16 protein-coding genes are annotated in these 20,293 nt (G+C 55.8%); 6 read left to right on the top strand and 10 right to left on the bottom strand.

Annotation, left to right across the window (positions count from 1 at the left end; translation table 11 throughout):
• Nucleotides 1-6 precede the first annotated feature (6 nt).
• The 8 genes from bcsB to CS390_RS09880 form a co-directional block, all read right to left on the bottom strand.
• A complete protein-coding gene (gene bcsB, locus CS390_RS09915) occupies nt 7-2,307 on the bottom strand; it encodes a cellulose biosynthesis cyclic di-GMP-binding regulatory protein BcsB (protein WP_099774211.1) in 2,301 nt (766 codons plus the stop codon).
• Nucleotides 2,304-4,898, bottom strand: coding sequence for a UDP-forming cellulose synthase catalytic subunit (bcsA, locus tag CS390_RS09910; protein ID WP_099774210.1), 2,595 nt, complete (start codon nt 4,896-4,898; stop codon nt 2,304-2,306). The genes bcsB and bcsA overlap by 4 nt, the downstream gene beginning before the upstream one ends.
• Nucleotides 4,895-5,617, bottom strand: coding sequence for a cellulose biosynthesis protein BcsQ (gene bcsQ, locus CS390_RS09905; protein WP_065760020.1), 723 nt, complete (start codon nt 5,615-5,617; stop codon nt 4,895-4,897). Before bcsQ ends, bcsA begins: the two co-directional genes overlap by 4 nt.
• Nucleotides 5,614-5,853, bottom strand: coding sequence for a cellulose biosynthesis protein BcsR (gene bcsR, locus CS390_RS09900; RefSeq protein WP_099774209.1), 240 nt, complete (start codon nt 5,851-5,853; stop codon nt 5,614-5,616). Before bcsR ends, bcsQ begins: the two co-directional genes overlap by 4 nt.
• Nucleotides 5,823-7,451, bottom strand: coding sequence for a cellulose biosynthesis protein BcsG (bcsG, locus tag CS390_RS09895; RefSeq protein ID WP_099774208.1), 1,629 nt, complete (start codon nt 7,449-7,451; stop codon nt 5,823-5,825). The genes bcsR and bcsG overlap by 31 nt, the downstream gene beginning before the upstream one ends.
• Nucleotides 7,438-7,638, bottom strand: coding sequence for a cellulose biosynthesis protein BcsF (bcsF, locus tag CS390_RS09890; protein WP_099774207.1), 201 nt, complete (start codon nt 7,636-7,638; stop codon nt 7,438-7,440). Before bcsF ends, bcsG begins: the two co-directional genes overlap by 14 nt.
• Entirely contained in the window at nt 7,635-9,179 is a 1,545-nt protein-coding gene (locus tag CS390_RS09885) for a BcsE family c-di-GMP-binding protein (RefSeq protein ID WP_099774206.1), read from the bottom strand. The genes bcsF and CS390_RS09885 overlap by 4 nt, the downstream gene beginning before the upstream one ends.
• A gap of 704 nt (nt 9,180-9,883) precedes the next feature.
• Nucleotides 9,884-11,305, bottom strand: a complete 1,422-nt coding sequence (locus tag CS390_RS09880) for an amino acid permease (protein WP_065760820.1) — start codon at nt 11,303-11,305, stop codon at nt 9,884-9,886.
• Nucleotides 11,306-11,765: 460 nt separating this feature from the next.
• Here CS390_RS09880 and CS390_RS09875 point away from each other — a divergent pair, with 460 nt between their 5' ends.
• Both CS390_RS09875 and CS390_RS09870 read left to right on the top strand, forming a co-directional pair.
• A complete protein-coding gene (locus tag CS390_RS09875) occupies nt 11,766-13,217 on the top strand; it encodes a PLP-dependent aminotransferase family protein (protein ID WP_099774205.1) in 1,452 nt (483 codons plus the stop codon).
• 58 nt (nt 13,218-13,275) lie between these two features.
• Nucleotides 13,276-13,716, top strand: a complete 441-nt coding sequence (locus CS390_RS09870) for a GNAT family N-acetyltransferase (protein ID WP_099774204.1) — start codon at nt 13,276-13,278, stop codon at nt 13,714-13,716.
• A gap of 48 nt (nt 13,717-13,764) precedes the next feature.
• Here the strand turns inward: CS390_RS09870 and CS390_RS09865 are convergent, their stop codons facing one another.
• The gene (locus tag CS390_RS09865; protein WP_099774203.1) at nt 13,765-14,721 is read right to left on the bottom strand and encodes a sensor domain-containing diguanylate cyclase; all 957 of its coding nucleotides are present in this window, start codon (nt 14,719-14,721) and stop codon (nt 13,765-13,767) included.
• 373 nt (nt 14,722-15,094) lie between these two features.
• On the opposite strand from CS390_RS09865, the gene CS390_RS09855 reads away from it, so the two are divergent.
• Nucleotides 15,095-16,357, top strand: a complete 1,263-nt coding sequence (locus CS390_RS09855) for a sensor domain-containing diguanylate cyclase (protein ID WP_099774202.1) — start codon at nt 15,095-15,097, stop codon at nt 16,355-16,357.
• A gap of 66 nt (nt 16,358-16,423) precedes the next feature.
• On the opposite strand, the gene CS390_RS09850 is transcribed toward CS390_RS09855, so the two are convergent.
• A complete protein-coding gene (locus CS390_RS09850; RefSeq protein ID WP_099774201.1) occupies nt 16,424-17,002 on the bottom strand; it encodes a hypothetical protein in 579 nt (192 codons plus the stop codon).
• Between the two features lie 156 nt (nt 17,003-17,158).
• On the opposite strand from CS390_RS09850, the gene CS390_RS24935 reads away from it, so the two are divergent.
• The 3 genes from CS390_RS24935 to CS390_RS09840 all read left to right on the top strand — a co-directional run bounded on the left by CS390_RS24935 (nt 17,159) and on the right by CS390_RS09840 (nt 20,255).
• Nucleotides 17,159-17,302 carry a hypothetical protein gene (locus CS390_RS24935; protein WP_157767129.1) on the top strand — a complete coding sequence of 48 codons (144 nt, stop codon included), beginning with the start codon at nt 17,159-17,161 and terminating at the stop codon, nt 17,300-17,302.
• 435 nt (nt 17,303-17,737) lie between these two features.
• A complete protein-coding gene (locus CS390_RS09845) occupies nt 17,738-19,150 on the top strand; it encodes a site-specific integrase (protein WP_099774200.1) in 1,413 nt (470 codons plus the stop codon).
• 85 nt (nt 19,151-19,235) lie between these two features.
• Nucleotides 19,236-20,255, top strand: coding sequence for a hypothetical protein (locus CS390_RS09840; RefSeq protein ID WP_157767128.1), 1,020 nt, complete (start codon nt 19,236-19,238; stop codon nt 20,253-20,255).
• Nucleotides 20,256-20,293 lie beyond the last annotated feature (38 nt).

Below are 20,293 nucleotides of genomic sequence, written 5' to 3'. Positions count from 1 at the left end.
GCAACCTCACGGTTTGTTCGCCAGACGCCGACGTGCGACCCACTGCAAGACGCGCCACAGCAGGAAAGCCCCCAACAGCATGCTCATACTCGTTACAGCTGCGAGTACGGCAGGTTGATCGAAAAGTCGGTACCACACCAACATCCACCATGGCAGATGCCCGACGAAATATTGGTCCCCCACCTGCTGGCCGCTAACGCCACTGCTACGAATCAACACCACAGAGCCGGTCATCGCGTCCAGTTTTCCAGTGTCGTTGAGCACATCACGCAACAGTTGGTGGTCCTCATCACTGTTGGCCAGGAACGCAACAATGCTGCGCTGGGCATTGAATGGCGACTGCAACCCGATAACCGCAGCCAGCGGTGCATTGGCGATCGAAGATGCCGGGATGCCTTCACCTACAGACTCACCGGCATACGCAATGCCCGCGCCACCTGCCTGCTGGCGTGAGGCATTCAGAATCGATGATCGCGTATGGTCGAGCAGTTGAGTAAGGTCTTGGCTCTTGCGCAGGTTCTGGGGCATCTGGCTCATCACCAGCAGATCCGCGTCGATGTTAGCGACCGCTTTCCAGTCGTCTGACAATCGTAACCCGAAGGCCGGCAGGCCAGACTGCGCAGAAATCCATGCGAGGGTTTCAAGCAAGGTACTGATCTGCGTGGCATCGCTGCGAGCGGGCACCATCACCATGGTTTCCGAGAGGTCGGCCATTCGGCTGAATGGGAAACCGCTGCGGGCGAAGGCACCCAGGTCCGGCATCCGGAGGTAGTGATGGTAGCCGGAAAGATCAATCGTCGACTCTTGGTCGATCAGCACCTGATTGGTCGACGGCAAGGACGTCTGGCAATGGCCCTTCTGGGCACTGCTCAAGGTACTGGCAAAGTTAAAGTCAAAACGCAGGGTGTTGCGGTCTTCGATTTTTAACGACGGCACCAACAGTTTGTGGCTGGCGTCGATCGAGTCGCTGGACAGCACCATCGCGCTCAAGCCTTTGATCACATCCCCGCTGTTCTTACCCAGCGGCAAACTGCTGATGAACTGATTGTTCAGGCTGATATTGAGCTGCGATGCATCATTGGTTGATGGCACGGTGTAGCGATACCGCGTTTCCAGTGGTACGCCTCGATTGAGCCAGAAAAAAAGATCCGGCGGGAGTTTCATTTCAAGGCTGATCGGCTGCGGCCGCAAGCCACTGGCTTGCAGTTGCTCGGGGTACTTGATCAGTTCGGCGAAACGCACGGGGCGATCTGTGCGCATCCAGTTCGGCGCGTCATAAGGCTGGCGTCGCGGTATGTCCCGGACCGTGTCCAAGGTCATCTGCGAACCACTCAACAATCCCCCCCCTAGTGCGAGGGTCTGCGCGGCAGTGACCAGGTCGTCTTCGTTACGCCCCAGCACAAGCAGCACCTTGCTGTAAGCGTCAGCGGGATTATCAATTATCTGAATGGATGGCGCCTGGACCAGCGGGAACTTTTGCAGGTCTGCCAGCATTTTTGGCCGATGTTCGTTGCTGGCAAAGACGATCGAGGGCATTGCCCTGTTGTGCTCGCCCACCGCCGGTAACTGGTCAAACAACACCGGAAACTGTGTGCCACGCCAACCGGCCAAACTACCGAAGTAAGACGCCAATATGCCCGCTGCACGCTGTTCACCCAACGTGGGTGACTCAGCGAACACCATGTTTACCATCGCCTGGTCCTGCCCTCGCGTATCAAAGAACGGCATCGGAAAATAGGCCAGATCGTTCTGCAGCGACAGCGCCTGCTCCTGGATGAGCAAGTGACTGGTACGGCTGACGTTCAGCCATAACGCACTGTTTGCGGGATCTTCGCAAAGCTCTGAATAGTGCCCGACGAACTCCAGGCGCACCCGATTGAAGTCGCTGACCAGGCGAGGATCAAGGATGAGCTCTTGAGTTGTCTTGTGCCCTAGCTGGTCTTTCGCGATGGGGACCACACTCATCAGGACATCATTGAGGTAAACCCGAAGGTGTGAGACCAGTGGTAGCAGCGCCGGTGAAGGCGTGTACTCCAATTGCAAGCGAACATCACTGGCGATCCGGTCATGACGCATGCTGAACACAATCTGATCGCTGTTGTGAATACCCAGCAACAAGCTGTCGGAACTTCGCCCCAACTTTTCGAAGCTGAGCGTTTTGCTCCAACTTGGAAGCCCGTTCAGTGATGACCTCACCTCATTCGGTGTCGAGGCCTGTGGCGTCAGAGGTTCAGCCTGCGCCAGGCAGAAGCCGAGGGCCGGGAGCAGAAAGCTGGTAAAGCAGAATGTCCTGAGAGTTCGGCTCATTGCGTGGTCACCGGTTCGCTAGAAGTGCTGGGGGAATGGGTCGGCACGCGCGGCAGATAGCTTGCCAGCCAGCGCAACACACGCAAGACCGGATTGATCAAGCGCGAGGCCCACGAAGGCAAATAGCTGAACAGCCGCCTGTAGCCGCGCCCACCCATTTTTAGAATCCCGATAAAGCTGTACAACGGTTGCTCGGGTTTGAACGCCTCGCGCCAGCCCAACCAGGCATCGGCGCGGGCGAATGTGCACTGCACGAAGTCAATTTTCTGCTGCACCGACATCTCGGCAAAACGGATACTGATGGTGCCTTTCTGGCTACGCGTCACGGTGCCGGGAAACAGGAACTCTCGAACACCACGCTGCATCAGCACCGAGATACGCGCGCCTGGCGACAGGGAAAGGTCGGCATTGACGTTGATGCATGCCCCGCCATCGGAGTAGTCATGCAGGATCCCCGGATAGCAATGACCGCTGTCCAGGCGCACCGCCGCAGGCAGTTTCGACTGGACCCGATGGGTACTGCGCACCTGACGCACTTCGGCGGCCACAGCGACCGCCACGCCAATAATGAGCAAGTTATAGACCACCCAGGTGCCACTGATCAGTACCGTGCTGTACTCGTTTGCCGGGCCATAGATGAAACGCCAGACCGCGAAAACCAGGCCTGCCAGGTTGAGCAGTGCAAGGATCAGGTACGGTTTGGCAATGCGCCAGTCAAACTGATTGTTTTCCATCAGGCCACCCTTGGCCGTGACATTGAATTTGCCCTTCTTGGGGCTGAACAGTGCCACGGTGGTCGGGCGGGCGATGTACCACGACAACACCGTTTCGTAGACTTCGCCCCAGAATGTCCGACGATAGGCCCCTTGCATCCTGGAGGTGGTCAAGCTGGCGTGAACCATGTGCGGCAATACGTACAACAGGATCATCAACGCCGGCGCATAAATGATGTAGGCATGCAGGAGCAGGAACGCCAGTGGCGCAGTGAGGAAAATCAACCGTGGCAGACCGGCCAGGAAGTGCAGCATTGCGTTGGCGTAACAAATACGCTGAAGGAGCGTCAGGCCTTTCCCGAGCAACGGGTTGTCGGTGCGGAAAATCTGCGCCATGCCCCTCGCCCAGCGAATACGCTGGCCAATATGCGCCGACAGGCTTTCCGTGGCCAGACCGGCCGCTTGCGGTACACGTATGTAAGCGGAGTTCCAGCCATGACGATGCAGACGCAGCGACGTGTGGGCATCTTCGGTTACCGTCTCCACGGCAAAACCGCCAATTTCATCCAGTGCAGAGCGCCGTAGCACGGCACACGAACCGCAGAAAAATGCAGCATTCCACAGGTCATTGCCATCCTGGACCAGCCCATAAAAAAGCTCGCCTTCATTTGGGCTGCGGCGGAACAGGTTCAGGTTGCGTTCAAATGGATCGGGCGAAAGAAAGTGATGCGGGGTTTGTACCAACGCCAGCTTCGGGTCACGCAGGAACCACCCCACGGTCAGCTGCAAAAATGAGCGCACCGGCAAATGATCGCAGTCGAAGATCGTTACCAGCTCGCCGTTTATATGACCCAACGCATTATTGAGATTACCAGCCTTGGCATGGGTATTATCGTCACGAACGATGTAACCGACACCCACTTCCTCGGCGAACTGTCGAAACACCTCGCGCCGGCCATCATCCAGGATATAGATCTTGAGTTTGTCACGTGGCCAGTCGATGCCCAGTGCTGCGTAAACGGTGCCTCGAACCACGGCAAGGTCTTCGTTGTAGGTGGGAATCAGCAGGTCAACTGTCGGCCACAAGCGCACATCGCTGGGCAGTTGTACCGGCTTGCGCTCAAGCGGCCAACTGGTCTGGATATAGCCCAGGATCAACACTACCCACGAGTAGGTTTCAGCCATCAGTAGCAGTACACCACAGCCCAGGTCGAATGGTTTATCCCAGTTCAGCGTCGCGGTGTAGCGCCACCACAGGTAACGACAGGAGACGATGACCGACAACATGATCAGCATCAATGTAGGGAGGCGCCCCGGGATTCGCCGAATCAGCATGGCCAATCCCCAGAGCAGAATGACGAAAATCGTCTGATTGAGCAGGCCAAACGGTTCGGTGATGCACAGCAGCGCCAAGCCAAGCGCTATCACGGCAATCACGCCATCAAGCAGGTATCGAACAGGGCGCCCTAGCCCGCCCCACCAATGTGTCCCCTGATGCAGGTGCGTGCGCTGTACAACACGCTCGGGCAACTGCTCCAGAACCTCGACGACACGCGCCCATCCCTGCCGGCAGAGCCCGGCCAGGCGTTGCAGCAACCCCGGCTCACGGGCTTTACGGGGCGCCCGCCCTAACGGACGAATCAGTAGCAGCCAGAGGCTTTGTATGGTGTAGCGTATCGGGTCACCCAGGCTCGGCGTCTTGCGGGCCAGGTGCGGATACCAGCGCATAGGCTGATCAAGCACGCTTCGCCAGGCGGGCGACTCAAGCGGCAGCACCAGCCAGGCCAGTGCGTTCATTGTCGCCAACAGAAATGCCACCAACGGGTTGCAACCATGCCGTTGGCGCAGATGAGCGTAGGGAAACCAACGGGTGATCATGGTCGTTCCTGGCGTTGAGCCAGGCACCAGGTGGCAAGGCTGAGCACATCCTGAGCCGCAAGGCTGGCAGGCGAATGTTGCCCAAGCGGCTTCTGGAGCGCCAATGCCTCGCGCATGGCTTCATCATTGTGGACCGCCAATGGCAGCATTCGTGCGCCAAAAAGCCTTCGCCAAATCAGTAGCAGGTCGCGTTGAAGCAAACTGGCGGGCTCGAATCGATTAACCAACAAATAGCCATCCAGTGCTTCAGCGCGATGCAACAGCACGTGGCACGCCGCGTCAGCTTCGGCGACCTGAATCTGTAATGCACAACTACCGACCTCCGCATGCCCGGGCAAACGCTGAGGCAAGTCGAACAGCATCCAGTCAAAATGTTTGGCCAAGGCCGCCTGGCGTCGTGCCCAAACGTCAGGGTCCTTAGACAAACGATGCTCAACCTGCTGTTGCTCTGGATGATCCAACTGTCCATAAGGCAGCAGGCACAATTGCGGTTGCAGCGTCCAGGCCTGATCCTCCCAGTTCTGCTCATCGAGCAGCGCACGCGCCCAACCACCGCGCTCGCCAACTGACAGGTTGAAATGCAAGCCCAGGAGATTCTCAGGACACATATCCACCAACAAGACGGACTGGCCGAGGTGGTGCAATGCATGGCCAAGGGCAGCCAGCAGCGAGCTGTTGCCAACCCCGCCGCGTACGCCGCGTACGCTCAAGGAAATCATTTCGCCTCCTGGCGTTCGAGCGGCAACACCCGTTCCTCGTGCTGCGCTACCTCGCTGACAGCCGCCAGCAACGGCCAACGTTGCAATGCACCCTTGAGTTCAAGCTGAGCGGAAACATCGACATACTCCAGATCAGGTAATTGCAGGCAAACCTTGAGCTGAGCAATGTCGGTAGTGTGCTCGTAGCGCAACAACACCTTCGAATTCAATTGAGTTTCTGCGGGTAAGGCAGCCATGCGCCATTCTCCTTGATTCGAACATAAGGTCGGCCGGCATACTCAAGCACTACGGTCCCAGCGTTCTCTGAAACCACCGGTGTTTGCGGAAGGCCAGTCAGCAAGGTAGTCAAGTCAAGGCCCTGCGGTTGGGCCTGCGCGACATAGAGACGGCTGATGATTTCCGAGAGGGCCAGAAAGCTGCTCGGTTCACTGATATGCAAGGGGCCGGTGCGTGGACTGGCGCCCATCCCTACCAGCTTGATACCGACGGGTACATGGGTGATTGATGGGCTTGGAATTTCGCGCATGCCAGGAATCTGCATGCGGTCACCGTGCAGGGCGGCACCATGCTCAGGCACAATCACCACCACCACGCGCCGGCCACTTTGCTCCAACTGCTTGATGAAGCCGCTCAAGTCACTGAGCAGCATCTGCGCACGCACTTTATAGTCGGCGCTCTTTGAGCTTCCGTCGGCGGCGAGCATGCGGTTACCGTCATGCAAGGTAATGGTGTTGTAAAAAAGCGCCACACGCGACTGGCTCTCGCTTTCACGGTGCTGCCACCACTTATCCAGGACCTCGCCATCACGCCAGATAGGCGAGCCTTCAAAACTGACTATCGGGTTCTTCAGCATATGGATATCCACGGCAGGCGCCGGGAGTGAACCCTGAGTGCGGACCCTGTCAATGAAACCTTCGAACTCACCGGAGTGGTTAAGCAACACTTCACTGGCAAAACCCAACTTGCTCAGCTCGTCGAACAACAGGCACTGTTCTGGCGGTGTCTTGTACAAGGCGGTATGGCTTGCTTGGCCGCAACTGGCACGCAACAAGCGAATGGCTGCCGGCCCGCTGTAAGACGTGACCGAGTTGAAGTTGTCGAATACCACATCCATCTGCTGGAACAGCGGGTTGTCACGCAGGCCCACCGTGTCGATATCATCCCAGGCCAACGAACACACGTTAATCAACAGCAGGTCGAACGGCGGTGAGTCTGTAATCGGCGGTTTGAACTCGACACGACGTGTTGCTTCGGTGGTATAGAAATCCTGCAAGTAGCGGTTAAGGGTTTCATTGTCGGGATCGGCAACCATTACTTTCTTGGTAGCAACCCCTGGCGAGGCAACCATCGCAACGGCTTGCTCAGAGGGGGCCTGCAAGGCCAGCAAGCTTGTAGCACCCAACCAGGCCAAACCGATCAGGGTAAACGTTGTTACCCGTAACCACTGATGCACAAGACGGTACAGCACCATCACCAGGAGCAACCAGCCACAGAGACTCCAATTGATAAAGCGTCCCGCCAGTTCGAGAAAATACGCTGTGGAGAAGGACATCAGCCCCGGGTGATTCAACACGTTAGCCAAAGGCGGTAACCAGGTGTCCTGATAGAACAGCATCACCCCCACTGGCAGCGCGATCAGGGCACGCAGGATCTCCAGTTTTCGATTATTCAGAGGCACCAACAAAAAAGCGGCAAAGACCAGATTGGGCAGTATCTGCAGGTTGAGGTACCCCATCCAGAGCATGACGAACTTGATCAGAAAATAAACGTTCCACACCCCCAAACCGGTGTTGCGTCGTACAGGCTGAGACGGAATGACTTTAAGCTGGCTCATCGGATTCACCCTTTACCGCGGTGGCCGCCACGCGACGACGCAGGCCTTTTGACTTCAGGTAACGGGGCCGCAAGCAACTTCGCAACAGCGTCGTAAGCGAACGCCAGAAACTCCTGAAAAAAACAACCAGTGCCAATGTCAGTACACTGCTGAGCGCAATGACCTGCAGTAGATCGGAGGTGCTCATGGGCGATACTCCGTGACGGGCAAGACCATAGGCCGCGGCGTGTAGGTATTACTGCGCTGCGTATCCACTACCGCCCCTGTATCGGCATCAACCGAAGCCAGCCGGGCGCTCACCTGGGGAACCGCTGTATCCAACAAGGCTTTGCGTGGTAAACCTTCAATACCAAACAAAAACTGGCACTCACTGAACAGGTCGTACCAAGGCAATCGGAAAATCCGCGCCAGTGCACTGGCCACGCCATCGGCCCTGCACGCAAACAGAAACAGGTACAACACACCGTCGAGCACACATGCAATATCGCCAAGACGACGTAGATCGATCTGGTCGAGGTATTGCTCAGCCGCCATGTCATTGCGCGGCTGCAACCTCAACAATTGATGGCTGACTTCCCCGGCGTCACGCTCATAGATCGGGTCCAGTATCGAGATGAATTGGTGCGGTGAGACCACACCACACACCGTCGGAGGCCGGAGCCGCTCAAACAACTCGTTTAACTTGATATTCAGGCTATGCCGCCAAACCTGCCCCTGAACACTGTCAACCAAACTGAAGAAACAGGCTGGCGAAACCCCATAGGGCACGATGATATTCGCCCCACAGGACACCAACAGACGCTCATCCCGATAGCGTAAGCAAGCGGCCAATTCCCGTACGATGATTTTCAGCGAAATGCCGCAGCTCTCGCGCAACTCATACAATCGCTGGGCGAGTTCCTCGACTTGCAGATTGTTCGTCACCCCCACTATGACGCTTGCAGCTTTTGCCCGGCTTGCCTGAAGAAAAAGGTCGTCATAGTTATCGAACTGCCTCCACTGATGAGACAAGGGTGATATGCCTTCCAGCACCGAGCGCAGCGCCAGGTAGAGCCGTTGGTCTTCGCTCTGTGCGGGTTGCGGATTGGTACGTTCGAACAAGGCCAGAGCGAATCCCTCAGGATGTGCCTCCAGTTCAAACTCCTGCTCACTGCACACGCCCAGCGGACTGTGCCAATAACTCAGTTGATAACGGCTAACACCGTCACGACGATAGAGCCGCGCCAGCCCGGAAAGCCGCTCATTCAGGCTTATCAAATGTGCATGAAGCTTCGGAGCCTGGCCATGACACAGCACCAGCAATGTGCAGCCGTGCCTATCCAACCAGGTTGCCAGGCTCTCACACCAGCGTTGCAAATTCTGGCTGCCGAACCCCTGCCAAGTGGCTGCAGGCAGCATCAAAACGATTGGGCTGCCCTTTTTGACCGCGGCTCGGCTCAATTCATGGTTCAACGATTCGAGCGCCGATCTGATTGAAGCCTCAGGCACTTCAAACAGCCTCAACGTGGCGGGGCCTGCGTGCCGTCCCAACGGGGCAACAACCTCTTGGGGGTCCTGGTTGAAGCACACCAAAGTGGCCGCTTGAATGTGCCCTAGCCCTTCCAGAAACTGAAATGCCAATATTTTGGCGTCGCTCACATGGTCAATGGACAGCCAGTAAAGCCCCCCTTGCCGCAGCAGCATTTGCTCATCGCGCAGATGTCGAATAGCTAGAGTGACCGGCTCCACTTCATTCCCCCTCCCTTGCAAACGCAAGGGATAGAAACCCCTATATACCAAGCATTTTCTCAGTAAAAAGAAACACCAAGCCTGATATCAATATAGTAGCGCTGAGTTTCTGGAGGTCTCTCTTTTAACGGCACCCGACCAACGGCAACTCATTGTCATGATGTTTAAACACAACCCATGAATTGCTGGGCTCACATTTTAGTCTATGCCCACGGCATGCAAGCGCCGCAACAACCGTGATAGCAATAAATCTCATTCCCCTTGATAATCAATCATCTTCATTGGATCCAATAACATATAGCGTCATGTCGTCACATTCTTGACAGACTCATTCATACCCCCAAGTAGCCACAGGTGGCGTATACGTTCTTGAAATTAACCAGGCAGACGACTATTTCAAATCAATATCTCGCCAATGCCTGTTAGCCCCCCTAAGTTGGTCAACTATTAACGTTACAGTACAGCCACCTTCCAGCATGACCAGCGCACTGCAAACAAGCAGTACAGATCATCATCTGTGAACAGTATTTTGGGCGGTTAGCTGGGCCAGTGTCCGGCGTCTTTACCGGTAGGGCCTTGAGAAAAGCGCGAAATCGACGTTTACCGGCGCCTGAATAGCTGACAGGCACCGGTTACGCGCAGCGCCTGGCTGACGCCAGGCGCGGATCCGGGCGAACCGAAGTCGCCCAGGAAGGGAGGCTGCTTCAGGCAGCCTTGTTTTTCAGAGCACGACGGTGAACCACTACACCCATGAGCGCCACGACGATGGACGCGATACCGGTAGAGATCACCAGCACCTGGTACTCATCAACGAAAGCCATGGTCACAAGGCACGCGATGATGAACGCAATCACCAGGTAGGTCAGCCAAGGGAACAGCCACATCTTCAGACGAATCTGCTTACCTTCGGCTTCCAGCTTGCGACGCATTTTCAGTTGCGAGAATGCGATCACCAGATAAACCAGCATGGCAATCATGCCGGTGGTGTTCATCAGTACGTCCAGTACATCCTTGGGCCGCAGAGTGTCGCTGAAGTTGATCAGGGCAACAAACACCGCTACCGAGCATGAACCGAGAATCGAGAATACCGGTACGCCGCTGCCGGCGCGGGTCATCTTGAAGATCGCCGGCGCATCGCCACGGGTCGCCAGGGAGAACAGCATGCGCGAGGCCGTGTAGTGCGCCGAAATCATGCAGCTGCTCACCGAGGTCAGAACCACGAAGTTCATCACCATTTCAGCACCAGGGATGCCCAACAGCTCCAGCGTACGACGGTAAGAACCATAGCCAGACTGGCCCAGCAGCGGATCGTTCCACGGCACCAGCGCTACGATCAGGAAGATCGAACCCACGTAGAACAGGCATACACGCCAAACCACCGAGTTGGTCGCCTTGACGATCTGCTCGGAAGGGTTTTTCGATTCGGCCGCAGCGATGGTAACGATTTCAGCACCGAGGAACGCGAACATCACCCCAAGCATGGCCACAACGACTGACTCAATGCCATTGGGCATGAAGCCTTCCACCGCCGTCAGGTTGCTGATGCCATGCACTTCGCCGGTCGGCCACAAATTGACCACGGCCATGCCACAGACCACAAGGAAGCAGACAATGGCCACCACCTTGATCAGGGCGAACCAGAACTCGAACTCACCGTAGTGCTTGACGTTGAAGAAGTTGACGCCAATCAGCGTCAGGGTAGCGATCAACGTGAAGGTATTGATGCTCACCGAAGGGAACCAGCCGTGCAGAATCTTGCCTGCGACGTAGGCTTCCCACGCCATCAAGATGACCCAGAACCACCAATACAGCCAACCGATGGTGAAACCGGCCCAACGGCCAATAGCGCGTTCGGCATAGGTGGAAAACGAACCCGTATCAGGCGATGACGTGGCCATTTCGCCAAGCATGCGCATGATCAGCACCACCAGGATGCCACCGGCCAGATAGGCGAGTACGGCAGCCGGGCCAGCGCTGTGGATCACACTGCCAGAGCCGACGAACAATGCGCCGCCGATGACCCCGGCAATCGACATCATGGTCAGGTGGCGCGATTTGAGCGAAGCACTGAGCTTGCTCTCATGCTCCGCCTTCGCTGTGGAAGTGGATGTGGATGTTGCGTCCATCAGTAGTCTACCTCGTGTTCTTTTTATCTAAGGAAACTCGTGAAAGCACGACGGTCGTCGCGTTCACCTCTGCATCAGCTGTCTGATTGTGTGCACGATGGTGTGCCCGAGCCGACAAACGGCCGCGTTGGGCAGGGTTTCTATCGTGCTCAGGCTCGTCCGGTGGGCCTGAGGTGTGGTGCAAGGGACGGATGAACGGCACCAATAGGCGACGACATCAGCGGAAAAGACGTGAACGGAGCACTCTCCGTCGGAAAAGCATCGGATAGATTGTGATTGTTCATGAAGCTTCAACGGCTTTGGTCTGGCGATAACTGACACCTAATGTAAAAATGTCTGACGCCAAGAGCCATGCACAGCGCGCACAAATCGTCACTGCACTGTACAGGTCGCCGATGCAGCACACTCCGTTTTCCTGCAGGTGCTTGGTGGTACGCTCATTTGAAGGCACAGCTTCCCCATGTTTGAATTACGACCCGACGCATCGCCCCCATTGGTCAACCAGATCATCAATGGGCTGCGTGAGTTGATCGAGAACAACACCCTCAAACCCGGCGCAAAAGTACCGTCGATTCGCGCCTTCGCCGCCACCTATTCGGTCAGCACGTTTACCGTAGTCGAAGCCTACGACCGTCTGGTCGCCCAAGGCCTGCTGATCAGTCGGGGCAATGCGGGCTTCTTCGTCAACCGCTCGGCAAACGAGCGGATCAACGCACAAGCCAGCAAACCGCGCCCGGTCAAACCCACGTTTAACTCCGAGTGGTACTTGCAGCAGATTTTTGAAAGCCGGCAACTGGCCTTCAAACCCGGCTGCGGCTGGCTGCCAAACGACTGGATGTTCGAAGACGGACTGCGTCGAGGCTTGCGTCAGGTTGCCAGCAGCGTGATGGAGCTCAGTGGCTATGGCGACCCCATGGGGCTGCTGGAGTTGCGCACGCTCACCGCCCAGAACTTGCAGCAGGACCTGCGCATCGTCGTGCCGCCTACCCAGTTGATGCTCACCCATGGCGGCAGCCAGGCGCTGGACCTGGCTGTGCGCACGCTGGTACAACCGGGCGACGTGGTGCTGGTGGACGACCCCGGCTACCCCAACCTGATGAGCATCCTGCGCTTTCAGGGGGCCACCTTGATCGGTGTACCGCGCACCCCGGCCGGCTATGACCTGGACCACCTCGAACGGCTACTCGCGCACCACCGCCCGACGGTGTTTTTCACCCAGCCGCACCTGCACAGCCCGACCTGCTCGCGCACGCCCCTCGTGCAATTGCACCGCCTGCTGCAACTCGCCTCGCAGCACGGCTTTCGCATTGTGGAAAACAACCTCTACGCCGACATGATCGCCGAGCCCCTGCCCTGCCTGACCAGCCTCGATCATCTGCAACAGGTGGTGTACGTCGGCAGCTATTCCAAAAGCATCTCCCCCAACGTGCGCGTCGGCTACATGCTGGCCAACCCCTCGCTGATGCAGCAATTGCTGCACCTGAAGATGCGTTCGGGCCTGACCACCTCACAGGTCATGGAACGCGTGGTGTATGCGGCTATCACCGATGGCCGATGGCGCAAACACCTCAAGCGCATGCGCCAACGCCTGTCGGAAGCGCAACAGGAAGTCAGCCGCCAGCTCACCCGGCTGGGCTTCGAATTGTTTGTCGATTCAGATGAAGGCATGTACATCTGGACCCGTCACCCGGCCATTCCCGACAGTGCCGCGCTGGTTGACGAAGCCCTCAAACACGGCATCATGCTCGGCCCCGGGCAGTTGTTCATGGTCGACTCACAAGCCACAGGCTGGATGCGCTTCAACGTGGCATTCAGTACTGAACCGGCACTGTGGGAGCAACTGGAGAAGTTGCTGATCAAGCATGTTCACGCCACCAAGGGGAGACTGATTGAAGCAAACTACAAGTGTTAGCAATCAGGCCGCCTGGGAAATAACCGTCAAATTTGCATGGACAGCCACGGAGACACTCATGTCCTTCACAATCAAAACCGTAAGTGCCGGTGAAACAGCGATGGCTGCGGCGGCCCTATGCGAGTTATGGCCGCGATACTCTGCGACTGAAATTGTTACTCAGGTTGATGCGTTTCTTCGTCCGAATGGCTACAACCTGATCGGACTTTGGACCGATGAGTCGCCCAATGCAGTCTGTGCATTGGGTTATCGAATCCAGCACTCCCTCTGGTTAGGAAAGTCGCTTTACGTCGTCGACATTGCAACACTCCCGCAATGGCGCGGAAACGGTTTCGGTTCAGCGCTGCTTGCCTGGGTAGAGGCAGAAGCAGAACGCTTGGGCTGTTCAGCCGTTCACCTTGACTCCGGTGTTGGAACTGACCGGGGCGCGGCTCATCGGCTCTACATGCAGCGCCACTATCAGATTGCCTGCCATCACTTCCTGAAGCGTTTGAGCTAACGCACCGAGCGTGCCCGCCTAGCGCGCGCACGCTCCAGGATAAGGCTGTTACACGCCGTGCATACCCTGAAGCCGTTCGGCATCAGCAGACTTGCGCTGGCGCTTTTGCTCATACATTGCACGGTCTGCAATCGTCAGCGCCTCGGAGATACGGACAGTCTTGTTGGTCACGGCAAGTCCATAGGACGCCTTGATGCCTTCCTCTTCAAGCGTTTCCTTGATCCTCTCGCACAGCGCCAGACCACCACCCCAGTCACAGTTGACGCCAATGATGCCGAACTCATCGCCCCCCAGCCTTGCGACAATATCCTCAGCCCTGGACGCCTTCTGCAATGCAAACGCTGCACGCTTGATCAACACATCGCCAGCGGCATGACCATCGCGGTCGTTAATGGCCTTCAACTCATCCAGATCGACGACGATCACAACAGAAGACTGGCGATAACGCTGGTAGCGCGCTTCTTCCTTGGCAAGAAGCTGAACCCATCCCGCACGGTTGTAGACCCCCGTCAACGCATCTGTGAGCGCTTGAGCCTGATAACGCTCAGCCCGCCTCTCTTCTTCGTCGACCCTGAGCTCCATCTGCAGAATCGTGCTGAGCATTTCGCCCACCAGCTCAATCAGTCCCTGATGCTCGGAAATGCTATCGGGCTTGGACTGAGGATCGATGCCGCACAACGTCCCAAACAAGCGTCCATCCGCAAGCAGAAGCGGCACGCCAATGTAGGCTCCAATTGGTATTTTCCGGCCTATTTCGGCAGCGGCATAAGCAGGGACCTGGCTTGAGTCCGAGGCAATGTTTGGCCCAAGCCCCTTGACCATCTCACTGCAGAAGGAGTCGTCCCAATTGAAGACGTCGCCAGGAACGACACCATAACCCCGGTCGTCACTGTGCAATACCGTCCAGTCGTTGCCCTCGGTTCGGGTCACCATGCACAGCTGGAAGCCTAGCGTGCGACGCAGAAAGGCCAGCGCTCTTATGGACGCACTTTCAAAATCATTCATGACATGCCCCAAGGAAAATACCAGACAACAGACGCCGCACCCGGATTAGAGAGCTGCTGGGCGGTGCCGATTAGCTTCAACGACTGAGCAAGAGATTCATCCAAGACTACCTCACCAGCGTTTGATGCAGCCTGAGCTCGGGCACCCGATTGAAGCTGCGAGCATGGTATCAGCAACTGACTCCCGCGGGCCGGTACAGACCATTCTGGAGCAGATGTTGAGGTGAAAAAACGATTATCCAGCTCATTACCGGAGCGCGATGGCCTATCAGCCCATAACCATCGAACGCGCCCAGCCGACTGCGTCATTTTGCATCAGCACCAACAACCTGCCACCATCGAGCTCCGGCTCAGACAGGGAGTGTTCCCCGCATATGAAAACCATTGCCAGTCACATCGATCCGAGCGTGATTGCACTTGCACTTGATCAGTCATTCAATGCCGTTTTACTGACAGACGCTGACGAAGGCGAGCATCGTATTCTCTACGCTAATCAAGCTTTCCTGCGAATGACTGGCTATCGCGAAGATGAGTTACTGGGACGTAACGCTCGTATACTCCAAGGGCCGGCGACCAATCCCGAGGTGATTGATCGGCTGCGCCAGTGCCTGCGGGATGGCACCCATTTTCAAGGCTCGACAATCAACTACCGCAAGAATGGACGCCCTTACACCGTTGAGTGGAATATTTCCCCAGTACACAACACGGCCGGCGAAATCACGCATTTCATTTCGATACAGCAGGACATCAGCAGCCTGATGGCCGCCCAAAATACGACCCAGCTGTTCGCCCACGTACTTAATGCAACCGATGATGGCGTCGTTATCACGGACGCCAGTGGCACCATCGAATTCGTCAACAAAGGCTTCGAAAAGATCACAGGATACGGGCTTACGGAGGTGCTCGGCCGCAATCCGAACATGCTCAAGTCTGGAGAACAAGATCCTGAACTCTATAAAGACATGTGGGAGACCCTGAAAAAGGGCCGCTCCTACAAAGGCACCTTTGTTAATCGCAGCAAGAACAACGAACTGATTTACTGTGACGAGACAATAACCCCACTCACTGACCAGGCAGACAACATCACCCATTACGTGAGCATTTTTCGCGACCTGACCACTCGTATACTCGAAGAGCAGATGTTTCGTGAAATGGTGCGCTTCGACGGACTGACCGGCGCACTAACCCGAGCAGCTGGAGAGTTGGCACTGGAAAAGGCCTACATGCAATCTCGTGGTAGCAAGCTGCCCATGTCGATCGCACTGGCCGACATTGACCACTTCAAACACGTCAACGACACCTGGGGACACACTGCCGGCGACACTGTCCTAAAAGCGGTGTCGCGCAGCATGATTGGTGCACTAAGGGCTAACGACAGTGTCATACGCTGGGGTGGCGAGGAGTTCCTGCTTATTTTCAGTGGCTGCGACCTGGACCAATCACTGCCGCTGGCCGAACGCTGCCGAAAGGCCATTCAGCACAACCAACATGAACACGCGGGCTGTATTACCTTGTCGATTGGATTGGGTGAGCTCCAGCCTGACGAAGCATTACCGGATCTGATCGAGCGAGTCGACAAAGCGCTTTACATTGCCAAAAACTCAGGCCGTAACCAGACGCAGGTATCACGCCGGTGAGTACCTCGTCCGGTACGGGCACGCACATACTGCTGCGTTCAGGCTTCTGCCTGTCAGCCTGCACGGCTAGCGTGAGGTTTTAACCTTCAGTACTTCGGTGTAAATGACATTGACCGTCTGACCGACCTTGAGGTTCTTCATTCGAGCCTGGAGTTCGGGATCCTCAACCTTGAGGACTGTCACTTTTCCTTCAGGAGGCAGCAAGGTCACTTCATGTTTTTTCAAGTCAATGTGAGTGATCTTCGACGTCACCTTGACCCGGCGAACCGCCTCACCACCCGGATGAGGATTGTCCTTGGCGGCGCGGGTGGTCATTGATTCATTGCTGACACCAGGCGCCCCCCCAACATTGGTGTCGAGCACGTAGGCGATTGAGCGAACAACAGTTATGTCAACGTTGTCGCCGACCTTCAAATTGTGCAAAGCCTTGGCTTGATCCGTTAGCTGGATAGTCACCGGCTTTTTGTCGGCGCCTTCAATAGTGACCTGATAATTCGCCGCATCAACGGCCAGCACATGCGTAACGACATGGCCTTCTATCGCACTACCGCCCAACGGCACATCGGCGGCAAGGGCCGTAAAGCTGGTAGCGGACATGATGGAAGCAAGAACAACAGTGCAGGCAAGGGAACGGATTGGCTTCATAGACTTACTCTTCCATGTGATGGCTGAGAGAACAACACGACGGATACCAAGGCACAGCGCTTTGTGGGTACGCCATAGCATAGTCATTGATTGCCAATGTGCCTGATCACAGCGTGAGTGATGACGGGCAGCCGAACGCTCCAGGATGTCTCGAGAATGCCGCTGCGCGAGCCGTGCCTGGCCCTCAGGGCTTACCAGTGGGCCAAAAGCGGCGGGCGCTACACCAACCTCTGGATCTGGCTCCAGCGTGGTTATGTGGCGCAGCACAAACGCAGAAGGCACTCGATGCAGGCCCGCTGAAGATCAAGGTCCCCCGTAAGTTCAATAAAGTGCTAGCAAGCTGTTGCAGCGGCAGTTGGTCGCGGCGCGTGATACATAGGCGACCTGAGCGGAAGAAAAACGGGACTGCGTGAAAAAAAGGCCGAGTCACCCGAAAAGTCACGCACATGAAAAAGCCCAGTCGTTTCCGAACTGGGCTAAGTCATTGAATTTAATGGTCGGGACGGAGTGATTCGAACACTCTACCCCTTGCACCCCATAAAGGTAAATCCCCATCCTATCTGATTCAGCCTGATCCGAAACAGAATTCTCAACCCCTTGGTTTTACTGGCATTTATCCATTTTCCCGTCCAAAATAGCCCAAAGAGATTCGAGGAAAGCCGATCTCAATTGGCAACGAATTGGCAACCAGAGAATCTCAATTGGCAACCAATTGGCAACGGGAAAACTAACCAGATGGCCAAGATTACAGATCGACAAATGACAGCCAAACCCGGCGCCAGTGACAAGTGGCTCAGTGAAGTTGCCATCTGGGGGCATGGCAGCCTGGTTGCTCGCATCACCACCAGCGGAGAACGCCTCTTTTATTTCCGTTACGCGAACAGCATCGGTGAACGTATCACCTATCCCATCGGCACCTACAGCCGTGAGGGGCTTGAGGGAACCATGACCCTGGCCGAAGCTGGCCAACGTGCGAAGGAACTTGCCGGCCTGCACAAGGCAGGAATTCGGGATATCCGGGAGCATTTTGAAGCTGAAGAGGCGGCGCGCGTGGCCACCCGGGACGCCGAGTTCGCTCGCCTAGCAGCAGAAAAAGCAGCCGCAGAAGCGGAACAAGCCCGACAGGCCGCAAGAAAAAGCGTCTCCGAACTATTCGAACACTGGGCCACAGTCGACCTGATCAACCGCAAGGATGGTGGAGCCGAAGTTCGCCGTATGTTTGAAAAGGACGTTTTGCCATTGTTAGGCAAAATAGCCGTGGCTGACGTAAAAAAAGGGCACGTCACCGAAGTGACCGATGCCCTCCTCGCTCGTGGCGTCAACCGTATGGCCAAACTGATCTTTAGCCTGATGCGACAAATGTTCCGGTTCGCAGTGGATCGAGATCTGATTGAGCACGATCCGACTGCCAGCATCCGCAAGGCCAAGATTGGTGGCAAGGATGTCGAACGCGACCGCGTGCTGAGCGATGATGAGATCCGCGCCCTGGCCCAGCTCACTCCTGAAGCCGGCCTACTTCCGTCCACCGAAGCTGCAATTTGGATTGCCCTCTCCACCTGCTGTCGCATTGGTGAACTGCTCAACGCACGCTGGGAGCACGTCGATCTCACCAAAGGCATTTGGTTTATACCGGCAGAAAACAGCAAAAACGGTAAAGCGCACAGTGTCACGCTCTCTTCATTTGCTATTCAGCAATTCGAAAAAACCAGAGCACTCAACAGTCGCTCTGCTTGGTGCTACCCCAACACGGAAGATAGCGGCCCAGTTTGTTCCAAGACCGTAACCAAGCAACTTGGCGACAGGCAGCGCCAGCCTGATCAGGGAGTGATGAGTAATCGTAGCGCCAAAGCACAAGCTCTCCTATTGAGTGGAGGAAAATGGACCCCACATGATCTGAGGCGCACCGGCGCCACCATCATGACTGCATTGGGAGTACTTCCTGAAGTAGCAGAGCGCTGTCTGAATCACACAGAAGAAAACAAGGTTAAACGCACCTATCAGCGTCACAGCTATACAAACGAAATGGCTGACGCTTGGCACAAGCTTGGATTACATTTGCACCAAATAACCTCAGACCTTCACCACCCCACTTCCAGAGTAGATCTTGTTGCACCTTTATCGCCCGCAGAAACCACAAGAGACCTCTAGCAACAAACGCTTGATCTCATTGGACGTCGACTGAGCTACTGAAACTTACCTCAAGCTGAGCCACGCCACTACGAACAAGAGGAGCATGAACATGTCATTCCGGAATGAACGTGAATCGAAACCAGACATGCCATACATGCGTACGGCGACACTATTACGCACCGAAGCTATAAAGTTGGCTCAGCGTGTGTTTGACTTACAGAAAAAAGCCCCATCTTTGCGCACGCAAGAGCTGCAAAGACTTTATGAAATGATAGAAAGCTTTGAGATCCAACCGCAAAAAGAAAAGGACGTCGACCTGACCATCCGCCAGGGCAAGGTCGCGATTGCAGATCAATTGGGTAAGCATGCCAATGCTGCCCTACAGCAAGCGGTTTATGTAACGTTTCTCCACGACAATTACGTGCTACTACAATGCACGCCAGGAGCTACCGCCACATGCGAGCTTCGCGTAGAGGACATGATCACAGCCTTGACAGTGGCCAATCGTCACTTGGCGATGTTCGAAGCACTCAAAAACCTTGAGGGCAAGCATTATGGAGTAAAGGCAGCAAAGGGAGGAAATACTAAAAATCAAAGACCCTCCAACAATGTTACCACGCAACTTGTTCACGCCATGGTTAAGGGCATGCTTTATAGAAACCCTAACTTCCAAAAACTAGACAAAACCACTGCAGCTGACAAGATGGCAACACGCATCTTCAAAGTCAATAGCGAATACGAGATACTAGATATCGCCAATCCTGATGACTTGAAGCATCTAGTGCGTAACGTCCTGTTCGAAATCTCCAAAAAAAGGGGTGTGCAAGAACGCAGCCGGCTGAATGGAGACCGCTTACAGCTAGGACACTCCCTGCGCCATTCGTTCCCCAAGCAGGATACGGAAGAGTCACGCCAGATGGATCTAGACGCCGCACGCACCCTGGGACGTATTGAAGGCGTACGAGCCACATTAATTCTGCAACTTAAGCAGCGCTTTGGGGATTTGCCGACATCAGCAATTGAAAAGCTGGAAGCTTCAAACGACATGGATCAACTGCAAACTTACGCAGAGCAGCTAGTGGAGGTCCGATCGGTGGATGACGTCATCCAGAACCTCCAGTGAACGATTTTAACCTATAATGAAACGCCATCCTAACGGGT

The organism is Pseudomonas sp. HLS-6 (assembly GCF_002753995.1).
Lineage (GTDB): Bacteria > Pseudomonadota > Gammaproteobacteria > Pseudomonadales > Pseudomonadaceae > Aquipseudomonas > Aquipseudomonas defluvii.
The sequence above is the reverse complement of the archived record's forward strand: the minus strand, read 5'-3'. Positions and strand labels throughout refer to the sequence as shown.